General features: G+C 71.1%; 19 protein-coding genes. 10 read left to right on the top strand and 9 right to left on the bottom strand.

Annotated elements, in window-relative coordinates; genetic code table 11:
* Positions 1-48: 48 nt before the first annotated feature.
* From ACFYTQ_RS21825 to ACFYTQ_RS21810, 4 genes are read left to right on the top strand one after another with little or no spacing between them, the layout of a single operon-like run.
* Complete coding sequence (locus ACFYTQ_RS21825) at positions 49-942, top strand: ABC transporter substrate-binding protein (protein WP_387364263.1); 894 nt, start codon at positions 49-51, stop codon at positions 940-942.
* Positions 942-2090 carry an ABC transporter ATP-binding protein gene (locus ACFYTQ_RS21820; RefSeq protein ID WP_387363710.1) on the top strand — a complete coding sequence of 383 codons (1149 nt, stop codon included), beginning with the start codon at positions 942-944 and terminating at the stop codon, positions 2088-2090. Before ACFYTQ_RS21825 ends, ACFYTQ_RS21820 begins: the two co-directional genes overlap by 1 nt.
* A gap of 3 nt (positions 2091-2093) precedes the next feature.
* The gene (locus ACFYTQ_RS21815) at positions 2094-2789 is read left to right on the top strand and encodes an ABC transporter permease (protein WP_387363707.1); all 696 of its coding nucleotides are present in this window, start codon (positions 2094-2096) and stop codon (positions 2787-2789) included.
* A complete protein-coding gene (locus tag ACFYTQ_RS21810) occupies positions 2786-3466 on the top strand; it encodes an ABC transporter permease (RefSeq protein WP_387363704.1) in 681 nt (226 codons plus the stop codon). The genes ACFYTQ_RS21815 and ACFYTQ_RS21810 overlap by 4 nt, the downstream gene beginning before the upstream one ends.
* An 11-nt stretch (positions 3467-3477) precedes the next feature.
* Here ACFYTQ_RS21810 and ACFYTQ_RS21805 read toward each other — a convergent pair whose 3' ends face one another.
* The 3 genes from ACFYTQ_RS21805 to ACFYTQ_RS21795 are packed head-to-tail and all read right to left on the bottom strand — an operon-like array spanning position 3478 to position 5710.
* Positions 3478-4134: a response regulator gene (locus ACFYTQ_RS21805; RefSeq protein ID WP_387363701.1), complete on the bottom strand. Its 657-nt coding sequence runs from the start codon at positions 4132-4134 to the stop codon at positions 3478-3480.
* Complete coding sequence (locus tag ACFYTQ_RS21800; protein WP_387363698.1) at positions 4101-5225, bottom strand: sensor histidine kinase; 1125 nt, start codon at positions 5223-5225, stop codon at positions 4101-4103. Before ACFYTQ_RS21800 ends, ACFYTQ_RS21805 begins: the two co-directional genes overlap by 34 nt.
* Before the next feature lie 5 nt (positions 5226-5230).
* The gene (locus ACFYTQ_RS21795) at positions 5231-5710 is read right to left on the bottom strand and encodes a hypothetical protein (RefSeq protein ID WP_387363695.1); all 480 of its coding nucleotides are present in this window, start codon (positions 5708-5710) and stop codon (positions 5231-5233) included.
* Positions 5711-5795: 85 nt separating this feature from the next.
* On the opposite strand from ACFYTQ_RS21795, the gene ACFYTQ_RS21790 reads away from it, so the two are divergent.
* From ACFYTQ_RS21790 to ACFYTQ_RS21780, 3 genes are all read left to right on the top strand, one after another.
* Complete coding sequence (locus ACFYTQ_RS21790) at positions 5796-6482, top strand: response regulator transcription factor (protein ID WP_387364259.1); 687 nt, start codon at positions 5796-5798, stop codon at positions 6480-6482.
* A complete protein-coding gene (locus ACFYTQ_RS21785; RefSeq protein ID WP_387363691.1) occupies positions 6479-7831 on the top strand; it encodes an ATP-binding protein in 1353 nt (450 codons plus the stop codon). Before ACFYTQ_RS21790 ends, ACFYTQ_RS21785 begins: the two co-directional genes overlap by 4 nt.
* Positions 7832-7900: 69 nt before the next feature.
* Complete coding sequence (locus tag ACFYTQ_RS21780; protein ID WP_387363688.1) at positions 7901-8227, top strand: hemophore-related protein; 327 nt, start codon at positions 7901-7903, stop codon at positions 8225-8227.
* Between the two features lie 60 nt (positions 8228-8287).
* Here the strand turns inward: ACFYTQ_RS21780 and ACFYTQ_RS21775 are convergent, their stop codons facing one another.
* From ACFYTQ_RS21775 to ACFYTQ_RS21765, 3 genes are all read right to left on the bottom strand, one after another.
* Entirely contained in the window at positions 8288-9499 is a 1212-nt protein-coding gene (locus ACFYTQ_RS21775; protein ID WP_387363685.1) for an NADP-dependent malic enzyme, read from the bottom strand.
* Between the two features lie 419 nt (positions 9500-9918).
* Positions 9919-11658: an FAD-dependent oxidoreductase gene (locus ACFYTQ_RS21770; RefSeq protein ID WP_387363682.1), complete on the bottom strand. Its 1740-nt coding sequence runs from the start codon at positions 11656-11658 to the stop codon at positions 9919-9921.
* A 410-nt stretch (positions 11659-12068) separates the two neighbouring features.
* Complete coding sequence (locus ACFYTQ_RS21765) at positions 12069-12923, bottom strand: PHP domain-containing protein (protein WP_387363680.1); 855 nt, start codon at positions 12921-12923, stop codon at positions 12069-12071.
* Positions 12924-12973: 50 nt separating this feature from the next.
* On the opposite strand from ACFYTQ_RS21765, the gene corA reads away from it, so the two are divergent.
* Positions 12974-14041 carry a magnesium/cobalt transporter CorA gene (gene corA / locus ACFYTQ_RS21760; RefSeq protein ID WP_387364256.1) on the top strand — a complete coding sequence of 356 codons (1068 nt, stop codon included), beginning with the start codon at positions 12974-12976 and terminating at the stop codon, positions 14039-14041.
* A 3-nt stretch (positions 14042-14044) separates the two neighbouring features.
* On the opposite strand, the gene ACFYTQ_RS21755 is transcribed toward corA, so the two are convergent.
* The 3 genes from ACFYTQ_RS21755 to ACFYTQ_RS21745 are packed head-to-tail and all read right to left on the bottom strand — an operon-like array spanning position 14045 to position 16079.
* Positions 14045-14617 (bottom strand): suppressor of fused domain protein, encoded by a 573-nt coding sequence (locus tag ACFYTQ_RS21755; RefSeq protein WP_387363677.1) that lies wholly within the window; start codon positions 14615-14617, stop codon positions 14045-14047.
* A gap of 1 nt (position 14618) precedes the next feature.
* Positions 14619-15110: a general stress protein gene (locus ACFYTQ_RS21750; RefSeq protein ID WP_387363674.1), complete on the bottom strand. Its 492-nt coding sequence runs from the start codon at positions 15108-15110 to the stop codon at positions 14619-14621.
* 12 nt (positions 15111-15122) lie between these two features.
* A complete protein-coding gene (locus tag ACFYTQ_RS21745; protein ID WP_387363671.1) occupies positions 15123-16079 on the bottom strand; it encodes an HpcH/HpaI aldolase/citrate lyase family protein in 957 nt (318 codons plus the stop codon).
* Between the two features lie 49 nt (positions 16080-16128).
* Between ACFYTQ_RS21745 and ACFYTQ_RS21740 the strand changes: the two genes are divergently transcribed.
* Positions 16129-17442, top strand: coding sequence for a magnesium transporter MgtE N-terminal domain-containing protein (locus ACFYTQ_RS21740; protein ID WP_387363668.1), 1314 nt, complete (start codon positions 16129-16131; stop codon positions 17440-17442).
* The gene (locus ACFYTQ_RS21735) at positions 17439-18029 is read left to right on the top strand and encodes a DUF1003 domain-containing protein (protein ID WP_387363665.1); all 591 of its coding nucleotides are present in this window, start codon (positions 17439-17441) and stop codon (positions 18027-18029) included. The genes ACFYTQ_RS21740 and ACFYTQ_RS21735 overlap by 4 nt, the downstream gene beginning before the upstream one ends.
* Positions 18030-18201: the final 172 nt, after the last annotated feature.

The raw sequence follows: 18201 nt of genomic DNA, 5'->3' as shown, positions 1-18201 counted from the left end.
ACCACCGCCGCCCGAGTGCTCGCGACCGCCGTCGCCCTGGCCGCCGCGATGGCCCTGTCGGCCTGCGGCAACTCCGATCCGCTGTCCAGCGGTTCGGGTGACTGCGGCGGCGACGCGAACAAGATCACCGTGGGTTCGGCGAACTTCCCGGAGTCCGAGACCGTGGCCGACGTCTACGCGGAAGCCTTGCGCGCCAACGGTTTCACCGTCGACACCAAGCTCAATATCGGCAGCCGGGAGGCGTACGTTCCCGCGCTGCGCAGCTGCTCGATCGGCCTGATCCCGGACTACACCGGCAATCTGCTGCAATACCTGGACCAATCCGCCACCGCGACCGCGGCCGACGAGGTGAACGCCGCCCTCACCAAGGCGCTGGGCACCGATCTCGCCGCCGGGACGCCCGCGCCCGGCGAGGACTCCGACGCGGTCGTGGTCACCCGCGCCACCGCCGACAAGTGGAATCTGACCAGCATCGCCGATCTGGCGGCGCATTCGGCCGAGGTGAAGCTCGGCGCGCCGACCGAATTCGCCGAGCGCGCGGGCGGGCTGCCCGGCCTGAAGAAGAACTACGGCCTCGACATCCCCGCGGACCGGTTCGTCCAGATCGCCGACGGCGGCGGCCCCGCCACCGTGCGCGCGCTGACCGACGGTCAGGTGACCGCGGCCAATATCTTCACCACCTCCCCCGCGATCAAGCAGAACAACCTGGTCGTGCTGGCCGACCCCAAGCACAACTTCCCCGCCCAGAACGTGGTGCCGGTCTTCAACGCCAAGAAGAAGTCCGACAAGGCGCTGAAGGTGCTCGACGCGGTGTCGGCGAAACTGACCACGGCCGAGCTCATCTCGCTCAACGAGGCGGTCTCCGGCGCCACCAAGACCGAGCCCGCGGCCGCGGCGAAGAACTGGGTGGCCGCGCAGGGGCTGAACAAGCCGGTCGCCTAGTGTCCGATATCGAGTTCCGCGGCGTCACCAAGACCTATCCGGACGGCACCACCGCGGTGACGCGGCTGGACCTGCGCATCGAGTCCGGTTCGTTCACCGTGTTCGTGGGGCCGTCCGGCTGCGGCAAGACCACCTCGATGCGGATGATCAACCGGATGATCGCGCCCACCTCGGGCACGATCACCGTTGCGGGCGAGGACATCTCGGCCGCCGATCCGGTGCGGCTGCGGCTCGGCATGGGCTACGTCATCCAGAGCGGCGGCCTGCTCCCGCATCGCACGGTGCTCGACAATGTCGCGACCGTGCCGATCCTGCGCGGGAAGTCCCGCCGCGCCGCGCGGGCCGACGCGCTCGAGGTGCTGGACCGGGTGGGCCTGGATCGCGCGCTGGCCCGCCGGTATCCGGCCCAGCTGTCGGGCGGGCAGCAGCAGCGCGTCGGGGTGGCGCGGGCACTGGCCGCCGATCCGCCGATCCTGTTGATGGACGAGCCGTTCAGCGCGGTCGATCCGGTGGTGCGCGAGGAGCTCCAGGCCGAGATGCGCAGGCTGCAAAGCGAATTGCGCAAGACGATCGTCTTCGTCACCCACGACATCGACGAGGCGATCCGGCTCGGCGACCGGATCGCGGTCTTCGCGCCCGGCGGTGTGTTGCAACAGTACGACGCGCCGCAGACCGTGCTGGCCCAGCCCGCCACCGATTTCGTCGCCGGCTTCGCCGGCCGCGATCGCGGCTACCGCGGGCTGTCGTTCCGGGCGGCGAACGGCGTTGTGCCGCACGAGCTTCGCACCGCCACCGCCGAGCAGGTGCGCGAGCTGCGGCTCGAACCCGGCGAATGGGTGCTGGTGGTCGACGCCGCCGGGCACCCGCTGGGCTGGGTCGACGTCACCGGCGTCGAGGGCGTGCGCGCCGGGCACGCGCTCGCCGACTGCATGGCGGCCGGGGGTTCGCTGTTCACCCCCGGCGGGGATCTGCGGCAGGCGCTGGACGCGGCCATCTCCTCGCCCTCGGGAATCGGTGTGGCCGTGGACGATTCGGGTGCGGCGATCGGCGGGCTGCTGGCCACCGAGGTGATCGAGCAGCTCGCCCGCCAGCGCGCGGACGAGGACGCCGAACGCAACCGGCACTTCTTCGACCACGAGGGCGGGTGACCGGTGCGCTACCTCCTCGACAACTTCGCCGAGATCGCGGGATTCGCGCGCACCCATCTGTATCTCGCGCTGACACCCCTGGTCGTCGGGCTGGTGATCGCGATTCCGGTGGGCGCCCTGGCGCGGCGCGTGCGCTGGCTGCGCAGGATCACGACGACGGTGGCGAGCATCGCCTATACCGTGCCGTCGCTGGCGCTGTTCGTGATCATCCCGCCGCTGCTCGGGATCGCCACCATCGATCCGCTGAACGTGGTGATCGCGCTGAGCGTCTACTCGGTGGCGCTGCTGGTCATCGCGGTGCCGACCGCGCTGGACTCGGTGCCCGCGGCGGTACTGGACGCCTCCGACGCGATCGGCTACCCCCGGCCGCGGCGCGTCCTGACCGTCGAATTCCCTTTGGCGATACCGGTTTTCGTGGCCAATCTGCGGGTCGTCGCGGTCACCAACATCTCCGCGGTCACCGTCGGCGCGCTGATCGGGGTGGGCGGGCTCGGCAAGCTGTTCACCCAGGGCTATCAGCGCGACTATCCGGACGAGATCGTGGCGGGCATCATCGTGGTGCTGGCGCTGGCGCTGGTGGTCGACCGGGTGCTGTATGTGCTCGGCCGCTGGGCCACGCCGTGGCTGCGCACCGATCGGCCCGGCCTCGCACGGCGCGTGCGCACGGCGATCGATCCCGCGAAAGGCGTTGGGGCGTGAACCTTTTCCTCGATGCGTGGCACTATCTCAGCACGGCGGCGAATTGGGGCGGGCCCGCCGGAATCACCCGGCGGCTGCTCGAACACCTGTGGTACAGCTTCCTGGCCGTGGCGATGTCGGCGGTGATCGCGCTGCCGATCGGGGCGCTGGTCGGGCACACCCGGCGCGGCGGCGGCGTGATCGTCGGCTTCGCCAACGCCATGCGGGCGCTGCCCACCCTGGGCGTGCTCACCTTCGTGGTGCTGGGCCTCGGCCTGGGCCTGCTGCCGCCGCTGCTCGCCCTGGTGACCGTCGGGGTGCCGCCGCTGCTGGCGGGCGCGTACGCGGGCATCGCCAATGTCGACCCGGACGTGGTCGACGCCTCGCGGGCGATGGGGATGACCGAGCGGCGGGTGCTGTTGCGGGTGGAGGTGCCCAACGCGCTGCCGGTACTGCTGTCCGGATTGCGCGGGGCGACACTGCAAGTCGTGGCGACCGCGACCATCGCGGCGTACGTCAATCTCGGCGGGCTCGGGCGCTACATCTTCGACGGCATCAGCCTCTACAAGTACGACCGGGTGCTGGTGGGCGCGCTGCTGGTCGCCGCGCTGGCCCTCGTCCTGGACGGACTGCTGGCCTGGGCGGTGTGGGCCAGCGCGCCGGGCACGGGCCGCCTGCGCCGCCCGGTGCGCGGATAGCCCCGCCCGACTCAGCGCGCGAGGCCCGCGCGGTGCGCGTAGGCGATGGCCTGACCCCGGTCGCGCACACCGAGTTTGGCGAACAACGAGTTGATGTGGCTCTTGACGGTGCTGACGCCGATGAACAACGCCTCGGCGATCTCGGAGTTGTTGTGGCCCGCGGCCATCAGGCGGAGCACGTCGAGTTCGCGGTCGGTCAGATCGATAGCGGGCGGCGGCGCGGTGCGCAGACCGGAGACCAGCCGGGCGCCGACCTCCGCGGCGAGGGTGGTGTGCCCGCTGGCGACCGCGCGGACGGCCGCGGCGATCTCGGCGCGGCCCGCGTCCTTGGTGAGGTAGCCGCGGGCGCCCGCGCGCAGGGCCGCGGCGACCGAGGCGTCGTCGGCGTAGGTCGTCAGGACGAGAACGGCGGTGCCGGGATGGTCCGTGGCGATCACGCCGGTGGCGGTGACCCCGTCGACGCCGGGCATCCGCAGGTCCATCAGGGCCACCCGGGGCGAGCGGCGGCGCACGAGGTCGATCGCCTCGGCGCCGTCGCGGGCCTCGCCGACCACCTCGATATCGGGCAGCAGGGACAGCACGGTGGTGAGCCCGTCGCGCACCACGGTCTGGTCGTCGGCGACCACGACCGTGATCAGCGGCGCGGCACCAGGATTCGAATCGTCCACTGCCCGTTCTCCTTTCCGGCCGTCAGGGTGCCGCCGACCGCCTCGATCCGCTCGCGCATACCGAGCAGGCCCGCGCCCGTGCCCGAACCGGTGAGCGGAATGCGTTGGGGGGCAACGCGGTTGGCGATCGTGACGGCCAGCTGGTCACCCTGGTCGCGGAGGGTGAGCGTCACCGGGCGGCCGGGGGCGTGTTTGCGGGCGTTGGTGAGCGCCTCCTGCACCGCCCGCGCCAGCGCGATCGCCACCTGTTCGTCCAGACCGCGCAGCTCGGCTTCGGTGTCGACCACCACTTGCCCACCGGCGCAACGGTGTTGGTGACAGCGGTCCTGGAGCTCCGCGGTGAGGTCGAAACCGTCGGACCGCAGCGCGCCGACGACCCGGCGGGCGTCGTCGAGTCCGTCGGCGGCGAGGCCGCGGGCGGCGCGGACCCGTTCGGCGGCGCGGTCGTTCTCGTCGGCCTCGAACAGCGCGTCGGCGGCGTCGAGTTGCAGCACCAGCCCGCCGAGGGTGTGGGCGAGCACGTCGTGGATGTCGCGGGCGATGCGGGCGCGTTCGGCCAGGGCGGCGGCGCGGTCGCGTTCGGCGCGTATCACCCGATTCTGTTCCAGCAGTAAGCGATTGCGCACCGCGGCCGTGCGGGACTGGCGGCGGCTCCAGCCCATCAGCCCGGCGACCAGGAGCGCGAACAGCAGATCCGGCAGGGCGCGCACCGGGTGCGGCGCGACGGCCGCGGACAGGCCGCCGCACAGCACGGCCACGGCCGCGATCGCCACGCAGACGGGCACCGATTCGGCGACCCACGACAGGACGCTGAACACCGTCGCCAAGGCGGTGATCGCCGAACCGGTCGAGCGGGCCGCGGTGAGTCCGCCGCCGATCGCCATCGCGCACAACGCCGTTCGCGGCCACCAGCGCGAGGCGCCCGCCGGAGCCACCGTCCACCCCGCCCATCCGGCCCAGGACACGAGCACCCCCGCCGCGAGCCACGGATGCTGCCAGCGCACCGCGGGCGCCGAGGTCGCGATCACGGCGACCAGCCCGACCAGGCGCAGCAACCTGGACAGGCCCGTGATCGGCAACGGTTCGGTCATCGGATTCAGTGTGCCGCAACCGGACGGAAACGCTCGGCGCGCCGCAGCAGCACCAGCGTGCGGCCGACGCGATTGAGGGCGAGCATCACCAGGATCACCGCGACGGAGGTGACGAGCCGCGCGCCGATCGCGTGCGCCCACACGTCCACACCGACGCGCACGACCAGCAGCACGAACCACAGCGCCGATCCGGCCCGGCCGGTGCGCGCCCACAGTCTGCCGTCGAATTCGCTGATCCGCGACAGCAGGCCCATGGCGACGCCGACCGCCAGGCTCAGCGCGGCCGACACGGCCAGCAGCGCGACCGTCACCGCGTCGACCGTCTCGTGGGCGATCTCGCCGTTCAGCTCGACGAGGCCGACCCCGCCGATGACGAGAGGGGTGCGCCACATCCGTCCCGCCGCCAGTTCGCGCCACCGCGTCTGCCGCACCGCGATCCACACCAGCACCGCGACGATCGCGACGCCCTCGATGATCATGCTCATGTGTTTCAGCGTCGCCGTCGCGGGCGCGCGCGCCCACCACCCGCGGGTGGAGGGCGGGTGGAATCCGGGCGGGCCGCGGCGCAGAATGTCGCTCGTGCAGGAACCGGGACGCATTCTGCTGGTCGAGGACGCCGACGCCATCCGGACGGCCGTCGCCGCGGCCGTCGGCGCGGCGGGGCATCGGGTGCTGGCGCGCGAGCACGGCGCGGGTCTCGAACAGGATCTGGAGCGGTTCCGGCCCGATGTGGTCGTGCTGGACGTGATGCTGCCGGGGCGGGACGGGTTCGAACTGCTCGATATCGTCCGGGCCCGGTGCGAGGCGGGTGTGCTGATGTTGACCGCGCGGGACGAGGTGGCCGATCGGGTGCGCGGATTGCGTTCGGGCTCCGACGATTACGTGGTGAAGCCGTTCGACCTCGCCGAGCTGGTGGCCCGGGTGGAGGCGCTGTTGCGGCGGATGGGACGGCTGCGGACGCGGATCACGGTCGGCGATCTCGAGATCGACGTGGATCGGGGGACGGTGACGCGGAACGGGACGCCGATCACGCTGACCGCCACCGAGTTCCGGCTGCTCGCCCACCTGGCCGCGCATCGGGACCGGGTGCTCACCAAGACCCAGATCCTCACGGCCGTCTGGGGTTACGAGGATTACGACCCCAATCTGGTGGAGGTGTACGTCAGCGCGGTGCGGCGCAAACTCGAGGAGCACGGCCCCCGGCTGCTGCACACCGTGCGCGGACTCGGCTACGCGCTGCGGGTGGGTGAGCGATGAGGACGGTATCGCTGCGCAGGCGCGTAACCCTCACCGCCGCAATGGTTTCCGGGATCGCGCTGTTGGTCGCGGTGGTGCTGGTGCACGGGCTGTTCGCCGTGGCCGTGCAGCGCGGCGAGAACACCATCCTCGCCGACCGCGCCCGGCTGGCCCGGCAGCTCGCGCAGCAGGACGTCTCCGCGCCCGATCTCATGCGGCAGCTGGACAATCGGTCGATCCGGGCCCGGCTCGAACTGGCCGACGGGCGGAACTACGACGGGATCGGCGCGCGCGGCGAGGACGTCCGCGGTCCGTCGCGGCGGCTGCTGCTCACCGGGCCCGGCGAACTCGACCGCGCCCGGCTGACCCTGGTGATCGATTCGCCGCTGCTGAGCCGGGTGCAGTCCCGGCTCGGATTCGTCCTGCTCGGCTCCGTCGTGGCCGCGCTCGCCATCCTCACCGGCGGGCTCTGGCTGGGCGTGCGGCAGGCCCTCGCTCCGCTGGACACCATGACCGGACTGGCCCGCGCCATCGCCCGCGGCGACCGCGGCCGCCGCCTCTCCCCCACCCGCACCGACACCGAATTGGGCCGCACCGCGAGCGCTTTCGACGAGATGCTGGACGCCCTCGAGGGGGCCGAGGCCCGCGCCCGCGCCTCCGAGCGGCGCCTGCGCGATTTCGTCGCCGACGCCGCCCACGAACTGCGCACCCCCGTCACGGGTATCCGCGCCGTCGCCGAGGCCGTCCTGCACCAGCCCGCCGACGCCGACCCGGCCGAACGCGAACGCCTGTACGTCCTGCTGATCCGCGAGGCCCGCCGCGCCGGACGTCTGGTCGACGATCTGCTCGACATGGCCCGCGTCGACGCGGGCCTGCAATTGCGCACCGAACCGGTGGACCTGTACGACCTGGCCCGCACCCGCCTCGAACAACAGCGCGTGCTGCACCCCGACATCGACTTCCGCCTCGACGGCACGCCGGTCACCGTCACCGCCGACCCCGAACGCCTCGGCCAGATCCTCGCCAACCTGCTCGACAACGCCGCCCGCGCCGTTGCCGAAACCCCCACGCGCACAATCACCGTGCACCTCACCCGCACTCCCACCACCGCCGTCCTCGACGTCCGCGACTCGGGCCCCGGCGTCCCCGCCGCCGACCGCGAGCGCGTCTTCGAGCGACTCGTCCGCCTCACCCCCGCCTCCGCCGAGGGCTCCGGCCTCGGCCTCACCATCGCCCGCGGCACGGCCCGCGCCCACGGCGGCGACCTCCGCTGCCTGGCGCCCCCGGACGACGGCCCGGGCGCGCTGTTCCGGCTCGAACTGCCGCTCCCGCGCGGGCCTGAGGATCGGCTGAAGAAGGGGGGCGGATAGCGGCGAAAGGCGTTCCGGACGGGCAGATTCGTGGGTGGAAGATTCCTCGACTCGAATGGAGTTGCTCTGATGAAGCGAACCCTTGCCGCTCTGCTCGCCGGGACCGCGGGCGCGGCCGCTCTGCTCGTCGCGGTGCCCGGCGTCGCCTCGGCCGACGGGCCCGATTGCGGTCCGCAGGCACGCGCGCAGGTTCACGCCCAGGTCGCCTCCCGGACCGCGGACTACCTGGCGGCGCATCCGGATCTGGCCGCCGAACTCGCGAAGGTGCGCACGCTTCCGAAGGATCAGCGGCACACCGAATTGCAGGCGTATCGGCAGTCGCATCAGCAGGAGCTGCGGGAGTTCCGCGACATTCGCCAGCCGCTGCGCGACCTCCGCAAGGCGTGCAAGGGCTGACAACGGCGACGGGCGCTTCGTTCGAAAACGAAGCGCCCGAGTGCTGTTCGAATATCGTTGCTAGGCAACGCCTTCCGCGCGAGCGGCGGCGGCCACGGCCTCGGCGACCGCGGGGGCGACCCGGGGATCGAGCGGGCTCGGGACGATCTTGTCCGCGGCCAGTTCGTCGCCGACCACGGCCAGGATGGCGTCGGCGGCGGCGATCTTCATGCCCTCGGTGATGCGCCGAGCGCCCGCGTCCAGCGCGCCCTTGAACACGCCGGGGAAGGCGAGCACATTGTTGATCTGGTTGGGGAAGTCGCTGCGGCCGGTGGCCACGATCGCGGCGTACTTGTGCGCGATCTCGGGGTGGATCTCCGGATCCGGATTGGACATCGCGAACACGATGGACTCGGGGGCCATCGCCGCGATGAGCGCCTCGGGAATCGTGCCCGCCGAAAGGCCCAGGAACACATCGGCTCCCGCCATCGCGTCGGCGGCGCTGCCGGTGATGCCGCGCGGGTTGGTGCGCTGGGCCAGATCGGCCTTGACCTCGTTGAGGTCGGCGCGGTCGCGGCTCACCACACCCTTGGAGTCGAGCACGACGATGTCGGCGACACCGGCGGCCAGCAGGATGTTGGTGCACGCGACACCGGCCGCACCCGCGCCCGACACCACGACCTTCAGGCCCTCGATGTCGCGGCCCTGCACCTTGGCGGCGCCGTTGAGCGCGGCCAGCACCACGATGGCGGTGCCGTGCTGATCGTCGTGCATGACCGGGCAGTCCAGCGCCTCGATGACGCGCTTCTCGATCTCGAAGCAGCGCGGCGCGGAGATGTCCTCGAGGTTCACCGCGCCGAAGCTCGGGCGCAGCCGGATCAGGGTCTCGACGATCTCGTCGACGTCCTTGGTGTCCAGCACGATCGGAATCGAATCCAGACCCGCGAACTTCTTGAACAGCGCGGCCTTGCCCTCCATCACCGGCAGCGAGGCGCGCGGACCGATGTCGCCGAGACCGAGCACCGCGGTGCCGTCGCTGACCACGACGACGAGACGGTCGGTCCAGGTGTAGCGCTTGGCCAGCGCGGCGTCGGTGTGGATGGCCCGGCTCACCTGCGCCACGCCGGGCGTGTAGGCGATGGACAGATCGCGCTGGGTCTCCAGCGGGGACGTGAGTTCCACCGAGAGCTTGCCCCCCAGATGACCCGCGAAGATTTCCTCGTGCGTAATGGCGGACAGGTTCGCCGAATCGGTTTCACGGCTCGCCGTGGCGGCGTTCGGTGCATCAGTCACGGGTGACACGATTTCACTCCTGCTCGGTGTCGACTGAACCGTCTCGCGGTTACCGTCGGGTATTTGGTATCAATGGTTTTCGGTTACTCGGCAGGTGCGTTGATCACACTCGCTTGCCGCGCAATACCGTTCGATGGTGACATCGCGGTGTGCCGCACCGGGTATTACGGCGTATCGCCGCAGAGATCCGTCGAGCCGGAAACCGGACGGGTGTGTCCGGGTAATGCCGTTGGGGCGTACCGCGCATCCGGAGCAGTGCGTCACGGGTGCCGGTTCACCGACCTCCCGGACCGGGCGGTGGCGTCGGCCAGGGATCGGAACATTCTGCCAGGAAAGGTGAGTGGTTTCCAAATCGCCTGCGCGAGGCGGGTGGCGCGGGGGCGAGCGGGCTGCCATTGCCCGAGCCTAGGGCGCGCGAATTACCCCGACGTAAGGGGAAACTCGCATGCGGCGGCCGCCCGAGTGAGGTCGCGCGGGGGCGCGACCCAGACGGTCCCGACACCCCCGGTGTGCAGGCGCAGCCGCCAGTCCTCGACCTCGCCGGGATGGTCGGTGCGGCGGTGGATGCCGCGGCTCTCGGTGCGGGCCAGCGCGCTGTGCTTGGTCCAGCGTGCCACGGCCAGCAGCGCGGCCGCCTCGCGGGCCCGCAGCAGTTCCGCCCCGGTGCCGCCGAGATCGCACTCGGTGACCGGCCACAGCGCGTCGAGTTCCGCGATGCTGTCCCGCAGGCTTCCCGCACTGCGCCAGTAGCTGCGCCGCAGCGGCAGGGTGTGCTCCTGCACGAGCCCGATCACCGCCCGCGGATCGATCCCGGCGACCGCGCGCAGCCCCCCGCCCACCCGGGCCGGAACCGCCCGCCCCCGCCCGCGCGCGAACCGCACCGCCCCCGTACCCGCCCACATCCCGGAGGCGATCGCCCACGCCGCCCGCTGCCCACCGACGCCCCCGTACGCCCCGGCGATCGCCTCCCGCGAGGTCACATCCCCCGCCGCGAACAACCCGGGAACCGTTGTGGCGCAATCGAACCCGGTGAGCCGCAGACCACCGGTACCGCGCACCGTACCGGCCAGCACCGCCCGCACCTGAACCGCACCCGAAAGGCGCGGAGCGCCAACGTGTTCCGCCCCTCCAACTCCGAGGCCCCCTCCGCCGTCGCCGGTGCTCCCCAGCCCGGCGAGCGCCTCCAGCGTGGCGAAGACCCCTCGACCGCCGACCCGGGCCTCCGCGCCTCCCGACGCACCGGCCTCCGCGAAGCTCGGGTGAACCCGAGCCTCCGGACCTCCCGACCCATCGATCTCCGCGAGCGTCGGGCGAACCCGAGGCTCCGCGCCTTCCGACCCACCGGCCTCCGCGAGCGTCGCGTAGACCCGGCGGCCATTGGCGAGGGCCTCGAGGGCGGCGGCGTGTGGGCCGAGGGCAGGGTTTTCGAGGGGCGCGCCGGATTCGTCGTGGAAGGCGGCGAAGCGGAGGGTCGGGGTGGGCGGCAGTGGGGCGAGCGGGGCGAGGGTGTAGGCGCTGGAGAATTCCATGCCCGACAGCTCACCGCCGACCTCGGCGGCCATCAGCAGGCCGTCGCCGGTGGCGACATCGGCGCCCGCGGCGCCGGACAGGAACGCGCAGCCGCCCGTGGCCAGCACCACCGCGCCCGCCCGCACGGACCACTCCTCGTAGCCGCGTGCCGAGCACAATCCACTCGCCCCGGCCACGACGCCCTCGGCGTCGACGAGCAGCCGCAGCGCCGGATGATGGTCCAGGATCCGCACGCCCGCCACGAGCAGGCTCCGCCGCAGCAGGCCGAGGTAGCGGACGCCGCTCAGGCGAATCCGGGTCGGGCCGCCCGACCGGTCACCGTGCGGCACCCGGCCGCGACGAAACAGGTGGTCGAGCCGGAGGTGGGTCTCGGCGAGCACGCGGTGCGTCCATTCCGGATCGCCGAGTCGGCCGCCGCGCGCGAAGGCCAGCCGGACCGCCTCCTCCCGAGCCGGTCCGGGCGGGAAATTCGCCAGGGCCACAAGGCTTTTCGCGGTCGGTCCGCTGGCCCCGCACCGCCCCTTGTCGACCAGGATCACCCGGGCCCCGGAGCGCGCCGCGGCGAGCGCGGCCCACGCCCCCGCGGGACCACCCCCCACCACCAGCACATCCGACTCCAGCACGCCCACAAAGGAAAATATTCGGGCACATTTCACCCGATGGCAACCATTACGCTCGCCCTAATTCCACCACTGCGTAACCAAAAGATAACCCGCCGCACAGAAAACGACCACGGACCCGAAAAAGGCCGCAAAACCCCGTCGCCGATCCGCGAATACCTGCGCGCACACGGCCAGTAACGCGATTCCCACATGCCACGCCACCGTCGCCGCCCCCGGCCCCGGAAATCCCCGCCGCGCCCCGAGCACCTCGGCCCCGATCACCACCAGGCACAGCACCACGAGCCCACCCGCCACGATTCCGCTCAACCCGCGCACCAACCTCACGACAGCCTCCCCTCACCCCGAACGACCCGGCCTACCCGTCGCACGACACGATCACCCCGCCCCCAGCGAATATCCCCCGTACGCAGGGAGTCTCACGACACGATCACCCCCACCCCGCTCGCCTTGTCGGCGAGCCGTTCGAACTGCTCCGGGGCGGTGGTGCAGTCGCCGAGGTGGATGGTCTTGTTCGCGCCGTGGTAGTCCGACGAGCCCGTGGTGAGGAGGTCGAGTTCGGCGGCGAGGTCGCGGAGCAGGGCGCGGTCGGCGGCATTGTGGTCGGGATGGTCGACCTCGAGGCCGGACAGGCCCAGGGCGGGCAGGGCGCGGATCTCGTCGAGGGCGAGCAGGCGGCCGCGGGTGCGAGCGCGCGGGTGGGCCACGACGCTGACTCCGCCTGCGGCCGAGACCATTTCGACCGCGCGGCGCAAGGGGGTGTCGGCCTTCTCGACGTAGTAGCGGCCGCGCGGGGCGAGGAGGCTCTCGAAGGCGGCGCCGACGGTCGGCACCACCCCGGCGGACACCAGGGCGCGGGCCAGATGCGGTCGTCCGGCCGAGGCCCCGGCGGAGGCGAGCACCTCGTCGGCGTCGACCGGCAGGCCGTCGGCGGCCATCCGCTCGGCCATTGCCCGGACCCGGGCCACGCGCTCGCCGCGCAGCCGTTCGCGTTCGCGCGCGAAGGCCGCGTCGGTGGGATCGAACAGGTAGGCCAGCAGATGCACCGACACCGGCCAGCCGTCCTCGCCGGGGCCGGTGCACGACATCTCCATGCCGCGCACCAGGGTCATCCCGTTCGGCAGCGCCTCGGCGGCCTCGGTCCAGCCGGAGGTGGTGTCGTGATCGGTGAGGGCGACCACGTCCAATCCGGCCGCCGCGGCGTTGCGGACCAGTTCGGCCGGGGTGTCGGTGCCGTCGGAGGCGTTGGAGTGGGTATGCAGGTCGATGCGCACCCGTCCATCTTGCCGAACGGCAGCGACTAGCATCGCAACTCGTGCCCCAGATGCCACCCCTGCCCTCGTTCCGCGGTCGCGGCAAGGCGGTGGAACCGCGTCCGCGCATCCCGGTGCCCACCGCGCGCGCGATCATCGACTGCGGCGTCTACGTCGACGGGCACCGGCTGCCCGGCCATTTCACCCACGCCGAGGCGCTGGCCGCGGTGCGCGAGCGCGGGGCCGGCTTCGCGTGGGTGGGCCTGCACGCGCCCGACGAATTCCAGATGGCCGATGTCGCAACCACTTTCGGCCTGCACGAACTGGCCGTCGAGGACGCGGTGCAGGCGCATCAGCGGCCGAAACTCGAACGCTACGACGACGTCCTGTTCCTGGTGCTGCGCACGGTGAAATACGTCGAGCACGATCCGAACAGCATCTCCGAGATCGTCGAGACCGGCGAGATCATGATCTTCATGGGCCGCGATTTCGTGGTCACCGTGCGGCACGGCGAGCACACCGGGCTCACCGGCGTGCGCCGCGACCTCGAGGCCAATCCGGAACGGCTCGCGCTCGGCCCGGGCGCGGTGCTGCACGCCATCGCCGACCACGTCGTGGACTCCTACGTCGACGTGACCCAGGACATCGAGGACGATGTGGCGGAGATGGAGGAGAAGGTCTTCACCCCGCGCAGCAATCTCGCCATCGAGGCCATCTATCAGCTCAAGCGCGAGGTGGTCGAGCTGCGCCGCGCGGTCAATCCGCTCGCGCTGCCGCTGCAATTGCTCTCGCGCAGTTCGGAATTGCCGCTGCCCAAGGAGATCCGGCGTTATCTGCGCGACGTCGCCGACCATCACACCCAGGTCGCCGAGCGGATCAGCGATTTCGACGAATCGCTGAGTTCGCTCATCAACGCCGCTCTGGCGAAGGTGAGCGTGCAGCAGAACACCGATATGCGCAAGATCTCGGCGTGGGCCGCGATGGCCGCGGTGCCGACCATGATCGCGGGCATCTACGGCATGAATTTCGACCACATGCCCGAATTGCATTGGACGCTGGGCTATCCCCTGGTGATCGTCGTCATCGTGGTGATCTGCAGCGCCCTGCTGGTCACCTTCCGGCGCAACAACTGGCTGTGACGCTCACAGCGTCGCCGCGCCGCGCCCCGGATCGGTGACGTCGATACCCGCCTCGGCCCACGCCTCCCGCAGCGCCTGCGCCCCGCGCACCCGTACCCACGCCGCCTCGGTCGCGGTCAGCGGCGCGACCGACAGGAACCGTACGGGTTCGGCCGGTTCGGGCAGCGCGACCTCGGGCAGTTCGCTGGGGCCGAGCAGCACCGCGGTGAACGGGGCCTTGTCCCACAAGGGTTCTCCCAGATCCAGCAGCGCATCCGCTTGCAGCACAACGCCTTCCACCGCAGGGGAGGCGATCAGCACGCCGAGCCCGCGCGCGATCCCGGCGTGAGATCCCGTGGCGCGCAACGTGAGTACCAGCTCCGCGCGCGGGCCGCGCACCGGATCGGCCAGGGCGTCGGACGGATCGGTCATGGGATGGCGCGAACCGCCCAGCGTCACGTAGTGCAGGACCTCGCCGTCGGGGATCCGCAGGATCTCGATCGGCTCCAGCCCCAGGAAGGTCACCGAGGCCGAATCCGCCGAGGGCACACCGAAATAGCCGAGCGTCGCGGCCCGGACCTCGTCGAGCACGCGCACGTCAGATGGCCAGCCGGGCCAGCATGTCGCGGGCGGCCTCGGCCTCCTTCGGCTCGCACAGCACGTCGTAGCGCCCGGCGACCAACTGCATGGTGGAGGCGAAATCGCGCTGCCCGCGGGTGGCGGCGTAGGGGATCGAGGTGGAGATGACACCGAAGATGACACCGCCGACCAGACCCACCACGAGCGGGCCGAGCGCGCCGCCGGTGGTGAACAGGCTCAGCAGCAGACCCAGGAACAGGCCCAGCCACGCACCCGACACCATGCCGCCGCCGATCACCTTGCCCCAGGTCAGCCGGTACAGCACCCGCTCGACCTGCATCAGATCCACGCCCACGATGGTCACGTTCTCGACCGGGAACTGGTTGTCGGCCAGATAGTCGACCGCCCGCTGCGCCTCGGCATAGGTGGGATACGACCCGACGGGCCAACCCGACGGCGGCGTCGGCAGGCCGGGCCGATTGCGGTTGGAGTTCCCCAACGGACTAGTCATGGCTCCATCATGCTATTGATCCGCCGGCGACGGGGGAGTGAAACGCGTGGTTCGCGCCATTCCGGCGGCCCTGCCCTTCTCGGCTATGACGCGGGCCATCTTCGCGCTCGCCTCGTCGATCATCTCGTCGCCCAACATGACCGCCCCGCGCGCGCCGCCCGCCTCGGAGGTGTGGAAGGCGTAGGCGTCGAGGATCTCCTCGGCCCGGTCGTAGTCGGCCTGGCGCGGGGAGAAGATCTCGTTGGCCGCCTCGATCTGGGTGGGGTGCAGCACCCACTTGCCGTCGAAACCCAGTGCGGCCGTTCGGGATGCGGCCCGGCGGAAGCCGTCGAGATCGCGGATCTGGAGATAGGGTCCGTCGATGGCCTGTAGGCCGTGCGCCCGCGCGGCGAGCAGGATGGTCATCAGGATGTGGTGGTAGGCGTCGCCGGGCTCGTAGCCCTCCGGCTGTTCGCCGACGACGAGGGTGCGCATATTGATGCTCGCCATGAAGTCCGCGGGCCCGAAGACCAGTGTCCGCACCCGCGGGCTCGCGGTCGCGATGTCATCGATATTGCGCAGGCCCAGGGCGTTCTCGAGCTGCGGTTCGATGCCGATGCGGCCGACCTCGAGTCCGGCGGCCTTCTCCACCTGGGTCAGCAGCAGATCCAGCGCCCGCACCTGACCGCCGTCGGTGACCTTCGGCAGCAGGATCGCGTCCAGCGCCGCGCCCGCGCCCTCGACGACGGCGATCACGTCGGCGTAGGTCCATTCGGTCGTCCAGTCGTTGACCCGCACCACCTTGAGCTGCTCACCCCAGCCCGAGGAGTTGAGCGCGGCGATGATGTTGGCCCGGGCGGCGGCCTTCGCCCCGGGCGCCACCGCGTCCTCGAGGTCGAGGAAGACCTCGTCCGCGGGCAAACCCATGGCCTTCTCGATCATGCGGGGATTGCTGCCGGGCACGGCGAGCACCGAACGGCGGACTGACATGCGACATCTCCTCCAGTATCCGGACAGAGCACCCTCTAGCCTGGGCATCATGGCAGCGACGAGGGTTTTCGCCGCCAGGCTGGCGAGCCTGGTGGTGCTGGGTCCGGACGGCGAGTCTATCGGCCGGGTCCGGGACGTGGTGATCTCCATCCGATACGACCGCCAGCAACCCCGGGTGCTCGGCCTGCTCGTCGAACTGCCCACGCGCAAACGAATATTCGTGCCCATGCTGCGGGTGACCGCGATCGAGCCCGGTTCGGTGAACCTCAACACCGGCACGGTCAGCCTGCGCCGCTTCGAGCAACGGCCCGGCGAGATGCTGGCGCTGGCCCAGGTGCTGGATTCCACGGTCCGCGTGGACGATCCGGAGCTGCCGGATCTGCACGACGTCGATCTGTTCGTGGTGGATCTGGGCATCGAGCAGACCCGCACCCGCGACTGGCTGGTCTCGCGGGTCGCGGTGCGCGGGCATCGCCGCCTCGGTCGCCGCCGCGCGATCCACGTCGTGGACTGGAACCACGTGCGCGGGCTGACCCCGTACGAGCTGAATCTGCCCGGCCAGGACGTGACCCAATTGCTCGGCCAGTTCGAGGGTTTGCGCCCCGCCGACGTCGCGCACCTGATGCGCGAGCTGCCGGGCAAGCGGCGCATCGAACTGGCCCGCGCGCTCGACGACGAACGGCTCGCCGACGTCGTGCAGGAACTGCCCGAGACCGATCAGGTCACGGTCCTGCAGCAGCTCGGGGTCGAGCGCGCCGCCGACGTCCTCGAGGCGATGGACCCCGACGACGCGGCGGACCTGTTGGGCGAGTTGCCGACCGGTGAGGCCGAGGCGCTGCTGTCGCTCATGGATCCCGAGGAGTCCGAGCCGGTGCGCCGATTGCTCGAGTACTCGCCCTACACCGCGGGCGGTCTGATGACGCCGCGCCCGGTCGTGCTCACGCCCGCCGCGACCGTCGCCGAAGCGTTGGCGCGCGTGCGGGATCCGGACCTCACCCCGGCGCTGGCCTCCCTGGTCTTCGTGGTCCGGCCGCCCACGGCCACCCCGACCGGGCGCTACCTCGGCTGCGTACACATTCAGCAACTGCTGCGCGAACCTCCGGCGACCTTGGTCGGCGGACTGGTCGACGCCGATCTGACGGTCTTGCGGCCGGCCGCCTCGCTGAGCGCGGTGACCCGCTACTTCGCCACCTACAACCTGGTGTGCGGCCCGGTCGTCGACGAGGAGAACCACCTGCTGGGCGCGGTCTCGGTCGACGACGTGCTCGACCATCTGCTGCCGGAGGATTGGCGCGAGCAGGACGAGGACAGCAATGCCACCGCCGCGGCCGCCGCCGCCACGGGAACGGGAGAACGCCCATGAACGAGCGCGCCGACAAGCCGATCGCACGCCAGCGCCTCGAGACTCCGGTCGAATCGCGGTTCCGCTTCGAACTCGACGCCGAGGCCATGGCCCGCACGAGCGAGCGCATCGCCCGATTCCTCGGCACCGGGCGCTATCTCGTCCTGCAGTCCGTGGTCGTGATCGTCTGGATCATCGTCAACGTCTTCGTCGCGGCGCTTCGCTGGGATCCGTATCCGTTCATCCTGCTGAATCTGGCCTTCTCCACCCAGGCCGCCTACGCCGCGCCGCTGATCCTGCTCGCGCAGAACCGGCAGGACAACCGGGACCGGGTGTCGCTGGAGGAGGACCGCTCGCGCGCCGCGCAGACCAAGGCGGACACCGAATTCCTCGCCCGCGAACTGGCCTCGCTGCGGATCGCCGTCGGCGAGGTCGCCACCCGCGACTATCTGCGCCGCGAACTCGAGGACATCAAGGACACGCTGGCGCGTCTCGAGGCGGGCGCGCCGAGCGCCGGAGAAGAATCTGTCGCGGCGGCCAAATCGAAGAAGAGTACCGATAGAAAGCGGGGGCGGGTACCGATTTCTCCACAGATCGAAGGCAACTGACCGTAAATATCGACAACAACAAGCTGACCGCCGGGTAACCTGGATCACGTTGTCCGGAGCGACCGGCCCGGACGGGGTGTCGACCCGGTCGCTCACCGACTACGAAGGGGTTTGGTGTGCCGATGCGAATGTCTGGTCCGATAACCGTATCGGCGCTGGTGGTAGCGGGTTT

Source organism: Nocardia sp. NPDC004068, assembly GCF_042874315.1.
Classification (GTDB): Bacteria; Actinomycetota; Actinomycetes; order Mycobacteriales; family Mycobacteriaceae; genus Nocardia.
The sequence above is the reverse complement of the archived record's forward strand: the minus strand, read 5'-3'. Positions and strand labels throughout refer to the sequence as shown.